The 12,873-nt window shown below is 57.9% G+C and carries 11 protein-coding genes; 5 read left to right on the top strand and 6 right to left on the bottom strand.

The window, feature by feature from the left end; translation table 11 throughout:
* Positions 1-344: 344 nt before the first annotated feature.
* From ACL2XN_RS06830 to znuC, 3 genes are all read right to left on the bottom strand, one after another.
* Positions 345-1,079 carry a metallophosphoesterase gene (locus ACL2XN_RS06830; protein ID WP_413730531.1) on the bottom strand — a complete coding sequence of 245 codons (735 nt, stop codon included), beginning with the start codon at positions 1,077-1,079 and terminating at the stop codon, positions 345-347.
* Positions 1,080-1,193: 114 nt separating this feature from the next.
* On the bottom strand, positions 1,194-1,979 hold the full coding sequence (gene znuB / locus ACL2XN_RS06825; RefSeq protein ID WP_413730530.1) for a zinc ABC transporter permease subunit ZnuB: 786 nt from the start codon (positions 1,977-1,979) through the stop codon (positions 1,194-1,196).
* A complete protein-coding gene (gene znuC, locus ACL2XN_RS06820; protein ID WP_410015342.1) occupies positions 1,976-2,731 on the bottom strand; it encodes a zinc ABC transporter ATP-binding protein ZnuC in 756 nt (251 codons plus the stop codon). The genes znuB and znuC overlap by 4 nt, the downstream gene beginning before the upstream one ends.
* Before the next feature lie 74 nt (positions 2,732-2,805).
* Between znuC and znuA the strand changes: the two genes are divergently transcribed.
* The 3 genes from znuA (at position 2,806) to lpxM (ending at position 6,189) form a co-directional block, all read left to right on the top strand.
* Complete coding sequence (znuA, locus tag ACL2XN_RS06815) at positions 2,806-3,738, top strand: zinc ABC transporter substrate-binding protein ZnuA (RefSeq protein WP_413730529.1); 933 nt, start codon at positions 2,806-2,808, stop codon at positions 3,736-3,738.
* A 12-nt stretch (positions 3,739-3,750) separates the two neighbouring features.
* Positions 3,751-5,079, top strand: a complete 1,329-nt coding sequence (gene mepM / locus ACL2XN_RS06810) for a murein DD-endopeptidase MepM (protein ID WP_410015340.1) — start codon at positions 3,751-3,753, stop codon at positions 5,077-5,079.
* Positions 5,080-5,232: 153 nt separating this feature from the next.
* Positions 5,233-6,189 (top strand): lauroyl-Kdo(2)-lipid IV(A) myristoyltransferase, encoded by a 957-nt coding sequence (lpxM, locus tag ACL2XN_RS06805; RefSeq protein ID WP_410015339.1) that lies wholly within the window; start codon positions 5,233-5,235, stop codon positions 6,187-6,189.
* Positions 6,190-6,508: 319 nt separating this feature from the next.
* Here lpxM and pyk read toward each other — a convergent pair whose 3' ends face one another.
* On the bottom strand, positions 6,509-7,951 hold the full coding sequence (gene pyk / locus ACL2XN_RS06800; protein WP_410015338.1) for a pyruvate kinase: 1,443 nt from the start codon (positions 7,949-7,951) through the stop codon (positions 6,509-6,511).
* A gap of 187 nt (positions 7,952-8,138) precedes the next feature.
* A complete protein-coding gene (locus tag ACL2XN_RS06795; protein WP_410015337.1) occupies positions 8,139-9,008 on the bottom strand; it encodes a MurR/RpiR family transcriptional regulator in 870 nt (289 codons plus the stop codon).
* Positions 9,009-9,335: 327 nt separating this feature from the next.
* On the opposite strand from ACL2XN_RS06795, the gene zwf reads away from it, so the two are divergent.
* The gene (gene zwf, locus ACL2XN_RS06790) at positions 9,336-10,811 is read left to right on the top strand and encodes a glucose-6-phosphate dehydrogenase (RefSeq protein ID WP_410015336.1); all 1,476 of its coding nucleotides are present in this window, start codon (positions 9,336-9,338) and stop codon (positions 10,809-10,811) included.
* Between the two features lie 115 nt (positions 10,812-10,926).
* Positions 10,927-11,568 carry a bifunctional 4-hydroxy-2-oxoglutarate aldolase/2-dehydro-3-deoxy-phosphogluconate aldolase gene (locus ACL2XN_RS06785; protein WP_410015335.1) on the top strand — a complete coding sequence of 214 codons (642 nt, stop codon included), beginning with the start codon at positions 10,927-10,929 and terminating at the stop codon, positions 11,566-11,568.
* Positions 11,569-11,654: 86 nt separating this feature from the next.
* On the opposite strand, the gene purT is transcribed toward ACL2XN_RS06785, so the two are convergent.
* Positions 11,655-12,833 (bottom strand): formate-dependent phosphoribosylglycinamide formyltransferase, encoded by a 1,179-nt coding sequence (purT, locus tag ACL2XN_RS06780; protein ID WP_410015334.1) that lies wholly within the window; start codon positions 12,831-12,833, stop codon positions 11,655-11,657.
* Between the last annotated feature and the right edge of the window lie 40 nt (positions 12,834-12,873).

Below are 12,873 nucleotides of genomic sequence, written 5' to 3'. Positions count from 1 at the left end.
GCGGTGCCTTCCGTTCCGGCTCACGTCCTTTGGACCACAAGGCACGCGCTCCCAGCGCGGGCCTTAGGCCTTAGCTCTCGCCGCATCCCTGCGGCTCGTCCGGTCGTGCACCGTGCCGTCAGCGCGCTTGATGCCGGTCTAAGGTCAAAAGCACGTTCAAGGTCAGAAGCAAAATCAATATCAACGACTAAGCAACGGCTTAATAAGCAATTTTATGCTGCGTGCTGACTTCTGCTCTCAGTCCTATGACCGGCTGCTTTATTAAGGAGAATGACGCATATCGCATGGAATCGGCTATGGGCGTGAGCACGCAAAATGAAAGCAGACGCACCCAATTCACGGACTCAAACGGAAATATGATGGCTAACCAGGGTACCGTTTACCCAGCGATGGATCATGAGCGCGGGCGGGTCGTTAGCCGGTGGGACGGTTTTCGCGCCAAACCACATAGGATTTGCGGGACAAATGGATCCGCAGATATAGGCGGGTATTCCCGCCAGTGTACCCGCGACAGGTCGATGAACATGACCTGTCGCTATCGCGACGGGGCGTCGCGGTTGTCTTCGCAAAAACTCACCCAATGCCACCGACCCGTGGCACATGATTTGATCCATAGGCGGGATGCCGCTCGCAAATACATGATGGTGCAAAAACAACACTGACGTTGCCGGCCCCTCAGATAATAGCGTTTTTTCCAACCAGGGAAGATGTTCATCCACGCTTCCCGCTGACGTTCCCTTAGCCGTTGAGTCAAGGCCGATAAGGCGAACACCCTCGATATCCGCCACAAAATGCAGTGCGCCAACAGCATCGTCGGCCCAGTAAGCACAGCCGAAAATGGCCCGCATCGAGGTGCGGTTATCGGAATTACCCGGCAGGATAAATGCAGGATAGGCCCGATTACCCAGACGGGCGGCAATCGCGGTATAGCCGTCGATCCAGTCATCATCAACCAGGTCGCCAGTGAGGACCAAACTGTCGGGTTTGATCAAGTCCAGCCATGCAAGGGCGCGGTCAAGCCGGGACAGGTTATCATTGTCCTGGGCCGCATGAATGTCTGTTATCTGGGCGATAATCACGCGTATCTCCTATCGTTAAGCAACATCCATGGACAACGCTCAGTTTACCGTATGGGTTGTTTGATTGCCGCCGCCGCTGGCACCTATTTGCTATTAATCAGCCGTTGGTTGGCGCTACACCCTCTGCCGACTCAACAAGCTCAACCCGAACAATACCGACGCGCACAACACCACCGATGGCCCCGCCGGCGTGTCATACCACGCCGATAGCGTCAATCCGCCGGTCACCGCAATCATGCCGGCCACTACCGCCAGTAACGCCATCTGTTCCGGCGTGCGGGAAAAACGGCGCGCGGCGGCGGCCGGGATAATCAACAGCGAGGTGATGATCAGCGCGCCGACAAACTTCATCGCCAGGCCGATAGTCAGGGCGGTGACCAGCATCAGTAAGAGTTTTACCCGCGGCAGGGAAATCCCATCCACATGGGCCAGTTCCGGACTGATGGTTACCGACAGCAGCGCCCGCCACTGCCAGGCCAGGAGTATCAGCACTACCGCCACGCCGGCGGCAATCAGTAAAATATCGGACAGGGTGACCGACAGCAGATCGCCGAACAGATAGGCCATCAGGTCCACCCGAACATTCGACATCAGGCTTACCACCACCAGCCCCAGTGACAGGGCGCTGTGGGCCATGATGCCCAGCACAGTGTCGATGGCCAGCTGAGGATAACGCTCAAGCCATACCAGCATCAGCGCCAGCACCAGCGTCACGGCGATGACGGCGTAGAAAGGATTGATATTCAGCAGCAGGCCGAAGGCAACGCCAAGCAGCGACGCATGGGCCAGCGTGTCGCCAAAATAGGACATCTTGCGCCAGACGACAAACGACCCCAGGGGACCGGCCGCCATGGCCAGCAATACGCCAGCCAGCCAGCCGGGCAGTAGCAGTTCAATCATAACGGGCCGTCCTCACGCCGGCGCACCACCTGGCCCTGCAGATCGTGGGCATGATTATGGTGATGCCGGTAAACGGCCAGCTGTTCGACGCCGTGATAACCGAACATGGCGATAAATTCCGGATGGGCGGAGACCGTTTCCGGCGAGCCGGAGCAGCAAATATGCTGGTTCAGGCATAAGACCTCGTCGGTCTTCGCCATGACCAGATGCAAATCATGGGAGACCATCAGCACTCCGCAGCCAAACCTGTGGCGAATTTGGTCGATCAAATCGTATAACGCCACCTGGCCGCTCACGTCCACGCCCTGGGTCGGTTCATCCAACACCAGCAACTGCGGTTTATTGAGCAGCGCGCGCGCCAGCAGCACCCGCTGCATTTCCCCGCCGGATAATTTCTGCATCGGCTGTTCCAGCAAATGAGCGGCCTGGACCTGCGCCAGCGCGGGTAGCACATCGTCTTTGCCGACCCCGGGCCGCAGGCGCATAAAGCGGCCGACCGTCAGCGGCAGCGTGACGTCAAGATGGATTTTTTGCGGCACATAACCGATGCGCAGGCGGGCCGTACGCGACAAGATGCCCGCCGTGGGCGCGATCAGGCCGAGCACTACCCGCACCAGCGTGGATTTTCCGGCGCCGTTCGGACCCATTAAGGTCAGGATCCGGCCGGCGCGCAGCGTTAAAGAGATGTGACTCAAGACGTGTTTTTGCCCGAAGGAGACGGAAATACCGTCAAGCGTTACCAGATTGGTCATGTGAATTACAGTTGCGAAACAGCCAAAATGTTATAATATCACACCCCCAACCGTTGCCGAAGAGAATTATCGCTATGAATTCCCGCAGTAAAAAATTCCCACGCCTGCTGCTGGCCGGCGTATTGACGCTTGCCGCGACCAGTGCCCCGGCCTGGGCTAATATCGTCACCTCCATCAGGCCGCTGGGATTTATAGCCTCCGCCATCGGCGACGGCGTGATGCCGACCGATGTCCTGTTGCCCGATGGCGCGTCGCCTCATGACTATGCGCTGCGGCCCTCCGACATCAAACGTATCCAGAACGCCTCCCTGCTGGTCTGGGTCGGTCCGGAACTGGAAGCCTTTATGAGCAAGCCGGCGGCGGCCTTGCCGGCGGACAAAAACCTGATGCTGTCCACGCTGCCGTCTGTCCGCCCGCTGCTGATAAAAGGTGCGGAGCACGACGACCCGGCGGATTCGGCCCACGCGGACGACCACCATCACGGCGAATATAATATGCATCTGTGGATGTCGCCGGAGATTGCCAAACAGGCCGCTTTCGCCATCCACGACCAATTATTGCGGCTGATGCCCGAAAAAAAATCACAATTGGACGCGAATCTGCTGTTTTTCACCGCGGCATTGACAAAAAATGACAAAAATATCGCTACAATGCTAGCGCCGGTAAGCGGAGAAGGGTATTTCGTGTTTCACGATGCCTATGGCTATTTCGAACAACACTATGGCCTGACCCCTTTGGGGTATTTCACCGTTAATCCCGAAATCCAACCGGGCGCCCAGGCATTACACCATATTCGAACACAGTTGGTTGAGCAAAAGGCCGTGTGCATATTTGCTGAGCCACAATTCAGGCCAGCCGTTATCAACGCTGTGGCCCAGGGAACGAGCGTGCGTATCGGCACCCTCGACCCGCTGGGGACTGGTATCGCATTGGGCAAGGCAAGCTACATTGACTTCCTGCTGCAATTGACGAACCAGTACGTGAGCTGCCTGGAGAAGAACTCATGAGGATAGTAATAAGTGCAGCAGATACTTCGCTCTATCACGCTGGCGTATAATAATCTGCCCCGACCCCACCGCGTCATGCTGGGGTCGCTCACCGTGGTTACCCTGGCCGTGGCGGTATGGCGGCCATACGTCTATTCCCCTGTTATGGAACCCACCGTCAGCCGGCCCGCGCCGGCGGTCGACGCGCCGGCCCGCGCTCTGGCCCCCGAGGCCAGCGAGCCTATCGATCAATCCGCCGCCGATAACGACGACGACGTGCCGCCGGAAGATGAACTGGACGAGAAGGTGACGGATGAAACGGGCGTCCATGAATATGTGGTGTCCACCGGCGATACCCTGGGCAGTATTTTGACGCAGTATGGCATCGATATGTCCGATATCGGCCAACTGGCCCAGCAGTTTCCCGATCTGCGTAATCTGAAGATCGGCCAGCAAATTTCCTGGACCCTGAACGACGCCGGCGAACTGCAGCGCCTGACCTGGGAAATGTCGCGCCGGGAAACCCGCACCTATGACCGTATTGACGGCGGTTTTAAACAAAGCGTGGCCAATCTGGCCGGCGAGTGGAAAAATATAGCGCTGACAGGCCAGCTCAACGGCAGCTTTGTCAACAGCGCCCGCGCCTCGGGATTGTCAAACGCCGAAGTCAGCGCGGTCATTAAGGCTATGCAGTGGCAGCTCGATTTTCGCAAGCTGCAAAAAGGGGATAAGTTCGCCGTGCTGACCTCCCGGGAAATGCTCGACGGGCGCAGCGAGCAAAGCGAACTGGTGGCCGTGCGCATCAACACCGGCGGCAAGGATTATTATTCCTTCCGCGCCGAGGACGGTAAATTTTACAACAACGACGGAGCCGGCCTGGCGCGCGGGTTTATGCGTTTTCCCACCATGAAGCAGTTCCGTGTATCCTCTAACTTCAATCCCCGGCGCCTGAATCCCGTCACCGGGCATATCGCTCCGCACCGCGGCGTGGATTTCGCCATGCCGGTGGGCACGCCGGTGCTGGCGGTGGGCGACGGTGAAGTGGTGGTCAGCAAAAACGGCGACGGCGCCGGCAATTACGTGGCCATACGGCACGGGCGCCAATATACCACCCGCTATATGCATTTAAAGAAATTGTTGGTGAAGCCGGGCCAGAAGGTGAAACGTGGCGATCGCATTGCGCTCTCCGGCAATACCGGGCGTTCCACCGGGCCGCATCTGCATTATGAAATCTGGGTCAACCAGCAGGCGGTCAATCCGCTGACCGCCAAGCTGCCGGTTACCGAAGGCCTGAGCGGCAAAGAGCGCCTGGACTATCTGGCGCAGGTCAGGCAAGCCATGCCGCAGCTTCAATTCGACTGATATGTTATCTTAACGGCAGCCGATAGATGATCGGCTGCCGTTTTATGTTTATGATTACCGCTACATTATGCCAAGAAGGGACATAGAGCCCGCCTCATCAATCGACAGCACGGGTTTTCGACCGTCAGGGCGATTGAAAGCAAAGAGAGTTGCATGGAAAACGATAACAAGATCACCGCCGTTGAATTCATTCCGCAATTTAAAACCGAGTTCTATCACCCGCGCTACTGGGGCGTCTGGTGCGGTATCGGCTTAATCGCCGGCGCGACCTTTATCCCGCCGCGTTTACGCGATCCGGTATTGGGCGGCATCGGCCGGATGGTGGGTAAACTCGCCAAAGGCGCGCGCCATCGCGCCCGGGCCAATTTACTGTACTGCCTGCCTGAGCTGAGCGAACCGGCGCGGGAAAAAATCATTGACGATATGTTCGCCACGGTACCGCAATCCACGGTGCTGATGGCCGAGCTGGCTTGCCGGAATCCCGACAGGTTGTCAAGCCGGGTTCATTGGCACCACGAGGAGATTATTGCGCAGGCTACGGCGCAGCAGCGCAATATTATTTTCCTGGTGCCGCACGGCTGGGCGGTGGATGTGCCGGCCATGCTGATGTCGGCGCGCGGGCAGAAGGTCGCCGGTATGTTCCATAACCAGCGCAACGAACTGGTGGACTATATGTGGAATCGGGTGCGGCGCCGCTTCGGCGGGCGGCTGCACGCGCGTAACGACGGGGTTAAGCCTTTTGTCAGCTCGGTGCGGCAGGGGTGGTGGGGGTATTACCTGCCGGATCAGGATCATGGGCCTGAGCATAGCGAGTTCGTGGATTTTTTCGCCACTTATAAGGCGACGCTGCCGGCAATCGGCCGTTTGATGAAAATCTGTCGGGCGGCGGTAATCCCGTTATTTCCGGTATACAACAGTAAGACCAGCCAGCTGGATATTTATGTGCGTCCGCCAATGGACGATATTGCCGGCCAGGACGATCGCTATATTGCCCGGCGGATGAACGAGGAAGTGGAAAACCTGGTGGGGCCGAATCCGGAGCAATATACCTGGATCCTTAAACTACTGAAAACGCGCAAGCCCGGCGATAAAGATCCCTATAAGCGTTAATTGCCCAGAACAGGCAAGAAAAAAGACCCCATAGGCACGTTCTCCCTTAAACACGACTGCTGTAAGCGCGGTGTTGACGGGCCTACCGCACCATGGGGCGCTCGGTCGGGCGGGAATACCACGCCCGATTCGACCCCATCGGCACGCTCTCCCTTAACCCGTCCGCGTTGAGTTCGGGGTTGGCGGGCCTACCGCACCATGGGGCGCTCGGTCGGGCGGGAATACCACGCCCGATTCGACCCCATCGGCACGCTCTCCCTTAACCCGTCCGCGTTGAGCTTGGGGTTGGCGGGCATAGCATGCCAAGGGGCGGCTGGTATTACTCCACCAGCAGGATGCGGCTGGTATTGGTGGTGCCCACCATGCTCATCACATCACCCTGGGTGATGATGACCAGATCGCCCGACATCAGGAAGCCTTTATCCCGCAGCAGGTTGGCGGCATGGGTGGCCGCGGCCACGCCGTCGCCGTCACTGTCGAAATATACCGGCGTGACGCCGCGATAGAGCGCGGTAAGATTGAGCGTATGCTCGTGCCGGGAGAGGGCAAAAATAGGCAGGCCTGAGCTGATGCGCGACATCATCAGGGGCGTGCGGCCGGATTCGGTCATGGTGATAATGGCGCTGACCCCCTTGAGATGATTGGCCGCGTACATGCTGGACATGGCAATCGCTTCTTCAATATTATCAAACTGCACGTCCAGGCGATGTTTGGACACATTGATACTGGGGATTTTTTCGGCGCCCAGGCACACCCGCGCCATGGCCGCAACCGTTTCCGCCGGATACTGCCCGGCCGCGGTTTCGGCGGAGAGCATTACCGCATCGGTGCCGTCCAGCACCGCGTTGGCCACATCCATCACTTCGGCGCGGGTCGGCATCGGGTTGGTGATCATCGATTCCATCATCTGGGTGGCGGTAATCACCGCGCGATTGAGCTTGCGGGCGCGCCGGATCAATTTTTTCTGGATGCCGACCAGTTCCGGATCGCCGATTTCCACCCCCAGATCGCCGCGTGCCACCATCACCACGTCGGAGGCGAGGATAATATCATCCATGGCCTCGTCGCTTGCCACCGCCTCGGCGCGCTCTACCTTGGAGACGATCTTGGCATTGCAGCCGGCGTCGCGGGCCAGGCGGCGCGCATAGTTCAAATCCTCGCCGGTGCGCGGGAAGGAGACCGCCAGGTAATCCACGCCGATTTTAGCGGCGGTGATGATGTCGGCCTTGTCTTTTTCGGTCAGCGCCGGCGCCGAGAGGCCGCCGCCCATTTTATTGATGCCCTTGTTATTGGACAACGGACCGCCGACGGTCACCTCGGTAAAGACCTTCATGCCCTGGACTTCACGCACCTTTAGCTGTACGCGGCCATCGTCGAGCAGCAGGACATCGCCGGGCACCACGTCACCGGGCAGGCCTTTATAATCGATGCCTACGCTTTCCCGATCGCCTTCGCCGATGCCCAAGTTGGCATCAAGGAGAAACTTATCGCCCACGCTCAGGAACACCTTGCCTTCCCTGAACGTCGATACGCGAATCTTAGGCCCCTGCAAATCGCCGAGTATGGCCACGTGTCGTCCCAGCTTGGCGGCGATTTCACGTACTTTGTTGGCCCGATTGAAATGATCTTCCGCCGTACCGTGGGAAAAATTAAGGCGAACCACATTGGCGCCGGCGGCAATAATTTTTTCCAGATTATTGTCGCGGTCAGTGGCTGGCCCCAGGGTGGTTACAATCTTGGTTCTTCTGAGCCGTCTGGACATGGATAACTCCGTTGACTTGGGCATTATTGGTGTAGCGAAAACATCGAAACCGGCGGTACTATCAGGCAGCGGTTGGATATCGCCGCCCGTTGCCGCCAGTCCGGCTGTGTTGAGACGTTCCCCATCTTTGAACCGGCCCGGTGTAGCCTGGGCTGCCATGAGGGGTTATTGTTCATATCTTACGATATTAATCAAATTTATACGCTGCTGAATCGGCTTTATCAAAGCGCGATTCCCGTAAAGCTTCCTTGACCCGCTTCAAGTTATCCCTGAATTTCGCACCCCGGCGCAAGGTAAACCCGGTGGCCAGGACATCTATCAGGGTTAATTGGGCAATACGCGATATCATGGGCATAAAGACATCGGTATCCTCCGGCACATCAAGGGCCAGGGTTAGCGTGGCTTCATGGGCCAGGGGCGAGTACTCGGAGGTGATGGCGATAACGGTAGCGTCATTCTCCCGCGCCAGCCGCGCCAGGTCCACCAGCATTTTTGTCCGGCCGGTATGGGATATCAGCACCACGACATCGCCTTCGCTGGAATTCATGCAGCTCATGCGCTGCATGACGATATCCTCGGAATACACGATGGGAATATTAAAGCGGAAAAATTTATTCATGGCGTCATGGGCGACCGCCGCGGACGCGCCCAGGCCGAAGAAGGAAATCTTTTTCGCCTGGGTCAGCAAATCCACCGCCCGGTTGACGGCGCTGATGTCCAGACGGGTTTTGACCTGTTCCAGGCTGGCCATGGTGGATTCAAAAATTTTTACAGTATAGGAATCGACCCCGTCGTTCTCATCGACATTACGGTTTACATAAGGTGTACCATTAGCCAGACTCTGGGCGAGATGTAATTTAAAATCAGGATAGCCTTTGGTATCCAGGCGGCGGCAAAAACGATTGACGGTAGGCTCGCTGACGTCGGCCATCCTGGCCAGTATGGCAATGCTGGAATGGATGGCGGTCTGGGGCGAGGCCAGGATCACGTCCGCCACTTTACGCTCGGATTTACTCAGCAATTCCATATGGCTGTTAATTTTTTCCAGCATGTTCATAAGTTAATAGCTCATGGGTTTAACCGATTTCACACAAAGGAGAAATCATTACCGATTTGATGAAATATACTACGACGCGCGGTGCAAAGGCAGTTAATCTGACCGGCACGGCAGGTTTTTTGCCAGACTATGAGCTGTGTCTAACTTTCAGAAGTGTAATGTATTGACAAAACTGTTAATAAATTACATTTTCATGGCGGACATGGTGTGATTAATGGTGAAAAAAAGCGTTTACACGCGGTTTTTTTGGCATTCTTTTGGCCGGCATCAAAATAAAACCATTTAAAATGTAATAAAATTACAAACATCCTGTACGAGGAGAGGAACATGGCGGTAACATCCATAGCCCAGGCATGCGATCTGGTGATTTTCGGCACCAAAGGCGATCTGGCACGGCGCAAACTGCTGCCCTCGCTATATCAGCTGGAGAAAGCCGGCTCCATACATCCGGAGACGCGCATTATCGGCGTTGGCCGTGCTGACTGGGACGTGAAAGCCTATACCAAGGTGGTACGCGAAGCGTTGGAAACCTTCATGAAGGAAACCATCGACGAGAAGCTCTGGAAAACGCTCAGCGGCCGCCTGGATTTCTGTAACCTTGACGTTAACGAGACCAAGCACTTCAACCGGCTGGGTGAAAAACTCGACCAGCAGGCCCGGGTGACCATTAACTATTTTGCCATGCCGCCCAATACCTTTGGCGCCATCTGCCAGGGCCTGGGCCAGGCCGGCCTGAATAAAGAGCCGAGCCGGGTGGTGATGGAAAAACCGCTGGGTACCGATCTGGCCTCTTCGCGCGTGATTAACGATCAGGTGGCGGAATATTTCAAAGAGTGCCAGGTTTACCGCATCGACCATTATCTCGGTAAAGAAACGGTGCTCAACCTGCTGGCGCTGCGGTTTGCCAATTCCCTGTTCGCCAGCAATTGGGACAACCGGACTATCGACCATGTCCAGATCACCGTGGCGGAAGAAGTGGGCATCGAGGGTCGCTGGGGCTATTTCGATAAAGCCGGCCAGATGCGCGACATGATCCAAAGCCATCTGCTGCAGATCCTGACCATGATCGCCATGTCGCCGCCATCCGATCTGACCACCGATCGCATCCGCGACGAAAAAGTGAAGGTATTGCGTTCCCTGCGGCCTATCGATCACACCAATGTGCGCGATACCACGGTGCGCGGCCAGTATACCGCGGGGTTTGTACAGGGCAAGAAAGTGCCGGGCTACCTGGAGGAGGAGGGCGCCAACAAGGCCAGCCATACCGAGACCTTTGTGTCTATCCGGGTGGATATCGACAACTGGCGCTGGGCGGGCGTGCCATTCTATTTGCGCACCGGCAAGCGTTTGCCGACCAAATGTTCCGAAGTGGTGGTGTATTTCAAGAACCCGGCGCTGAATCTGTTCCGCGACTCCTACCAGGAATTGCCGCAGAACAAGCTGACAATCCGCCTGCAACCGGACGAGGGCATGGATATCCAAATCCTCAATAAGGTGCCGGGGCTGGATCATAAGCATCGCCTGCAAACCACCAAGCTGGATTTGAGTTTCAGTGAAACCTTTAACCAGGAACATCTGGCGGATGCCTACGAACGGCTGCTGCTGGAAACCATGCGCGGCATCCAGGCGCTGTTTGTGCGCCGCGACGAAGTGGAAGAGGCCTGGACCTGGGTGGATTCCATTATGGAAGCCTGGGCGTCCGACAATGACGCGCCCAAGCCTTACCAGGCGGGCACCTGGGGGCCGGTGGCCTCGGTGGCCATGATTACCCGGGACGGCCGTTCCTGGAACGAGTTTGAATAACACCGCATTCCCCACCGGTGCCGGGTTGATCCCGCGCCGGTAATCTTTAGCCCGGTGTTTTGGCGTGCCACGCCTTAAACACGCGGTGATGATGTTCATACGGAGACAGCAAGTCATGAAGCATTGGAAAACAAGCGCGGAAACTATCCTGACCTCAGGCCCGGTAGTACCCGTTATCGTTATCAATAAGCTGGAACACGCGGTTCCTTTAGCCAAAGCGCTGGTCGCCGGCGGTGTGCGCGTACTGGAAGTCACGTTGCGCACCCCCTGCGCGATGGACGCCATCCGCGCCATCGCCAAAGAAGTGCCCGAGGCCATCGTCGGCGCGGGCACCGTGACCAATGTCGAGCAGTTGGCGGAAGTGACCGCTGCCGGCGCGCAGTTCGCCATCAGCCCTGGCCTGACCGAACCCTTGCTGAAAGCGGCCGTCGCGGGTACCATTCCGCTGATCCCGGGTATCGCCACTGTTTCCGAACTGATGCTCGGTATGGATTACGGCCTGCGCGAGTTCAAATTTTTCCCGGCCGAGGCCAACGGCGGCGTCAAGGCGCTGCAAGCGATTGCCGGTCCGTTCTCGCAGGTGCGTTTCTGCCCCACCGGCGGCATTTCACCGAAGAACTACCGTGATTACCTGGCGCTGAAAAGCGTGCTGTGTATCGGCGGTTCCTGGCTGGTGCCTAACGATGCGCTGGAAGCGGGCGATTATGCGCGCATCACCGAACTGGCTAAAGAAGCGGTGGCCGGCGCCAAGCTTTAAGCCGGCGCGCATCCGCTCCCGCCATTCAGGCAGGTAATAAGGGCTCCTTCGCAAGAGGAGCTTTTTTTTGGTTCAGGCCTGGCGCATCAGCCGCTGACCTTGACCGCCGCGGCACAGGCTTTGGCATCCTTTACCGCCTCTTCCACCGTCTGCGCCATGGCCAGGGCCACGCCAAGACGGCGCTTGCCGCCGATTTCCGGCTTGCCGAACAGCCTGATCTGCGTTTGCGCTTTCAGCGCCTGCTCCAGGCCGCTGAAACGCACGTCGCTGCTGGTCAGCTCCGGCAGGATAACCGCCGACGCCGCCGGGCCGTACTGGCGGATCGCGCCGACGGGCAGGCCGAGGAAGGCGCGCACATGCAGGGCGAATTCGGACAGATCCTGGGAGATAAGGGTCACCATGCCGGTATCATGCGGACGCGGCGACACTTCGCTGAATATCACCTCGTCGCCGCGCACAAACAGCTCAACGCCGAACAATCCGCGGCCGCCCAGGGCGGTCACGACCTGTTGTGCGATATCCCGCGCCCGTTGCAACGCCACCGCGCTCATGTGCTGCGGCTGCCAGGATTCCCGGTAATCGCCGTCCTCCTGGCGATGACCGATGGGATCGCAGAAATGGATACCATCGACGGCGCTGACGGTAAGCAGGGTAATTTCAAAATCAAAGGGGACCAGGCCCTCGACAATCACCTTGCCGCCGCCGGCGCGGCCGCCCTGCTGCGCATAGTTCCAGGCCGCGTCCAGGCCGGCGGCCGCGCGTACCAGGCTCTGGCCTTTACCCGACGAACTCATCACCGGTTTGATAATCAAAGGATATCCGATTGCCGATACCGCCTGGTCCAGCCCGGCGCGGTCGGCGGCAAAACGGTAGGCGGAAGTGGGCAGGCCCAGCGTTTCCGCCGCCAGGCGGCGGATGCCCTCGCGGTTCATGGTCAGGCGCGTGGCCTGCGCGCAGGGCACAACATGATGGCCCTCATGTTCAAGGGCTACCAGCATGTCGGTGGCGATGGCTTCGATTTCCGGCACGATAAAATCGGGCCGTTCCAGTTCAATCACCGCCCTGAGCGCATCGCCGTCCAGCATATTGATGACGTGCGCGCGATGGGCGACATGCATCGCCGGGGCGTTCGCATAACGATCGACGGCAATCACCTCGACGCCAAGCCGTTGACACTCAATCGCCACCTCTTTGCCCAGTTCACCGCTGCCCAGCAGCATGACCCGCGTGGCGCCGGGACGTAACGCCGTGCCTATGATTAACATCCGCTTTCCCCTGACCTGATAAAAATTGCGCGCAGTATAA

It is taken from the genome of Sodalis sp. RH22 (genome assembly GCF_047324165.1).
Lineage (GTDB): Bacteria > Pseudomonadota > Gammaproteobacteria > Enterobacterales > Enterobacteriaceae > Acerihabitans.
This window is presented reverse-complemented; position numbering and strand designations above follow the sequence as displayed.

Coding starts and splice junctions, on each gene's coding strand:
- znuB (WP_413730530.1), bottom strand. CDS start 1,979: ATGATTGAACTGCTACTGCCCGGCTGGCTGGCTGGCGTATTGCTGGCC.
- znuC (WP_410015342.1), bottom strand. CDS start 2,731: ATGACCAATCTGGTAACGCTTGACGGTATTTCCGTCTCCTTCGGGCAA.
- znuA (WP_413730529.1), top strand. CDS start 2,806: ATGAATTCCCGCAGTAAAAAATTCCCACGCCTGCTGCTGGCCGGCGTA.
- lpxM (WP_410015339.1), top strand. CDS start 5,233: ATGGAAAACGATAACAAGATCACCGCCGTTGAATTCATTCCGCAATTT.
- pyk (WP_410015338.1), bottom strand. CDS start 7,951: ATGTCCAGACGGCTCAGAAGAACCAAGATTGTAACCACCCTGGGGCCA.
- ACL2XN_RS06795 (WP_410015337.1), bottom strand. CDS start 9,008: ATGAACATGCTGGAAAAAATTAACAGCCATATGGAATTGCTGAGTAAA.
- zwf (WP_410015336.1), top strand. CDS start 9,336: ATGGCGGTAACATCCATAGCCCAGGCATGCGATCTGGTGATTTTCGGC.
- ACL2XN_RS06785 (WP_410015335.1), top strand. CDS start 10,927: ATGAAGCATTGGAAAACAAGCGCGGAAACTATCCTGACCTCAGGCCCG.
- purT (WP_410015334.1), bottom strand. CDS start 12,833: ATGTTAATCATAGGCACGGCGTTACGTCCCGGCGCCACGCGGGTCATG.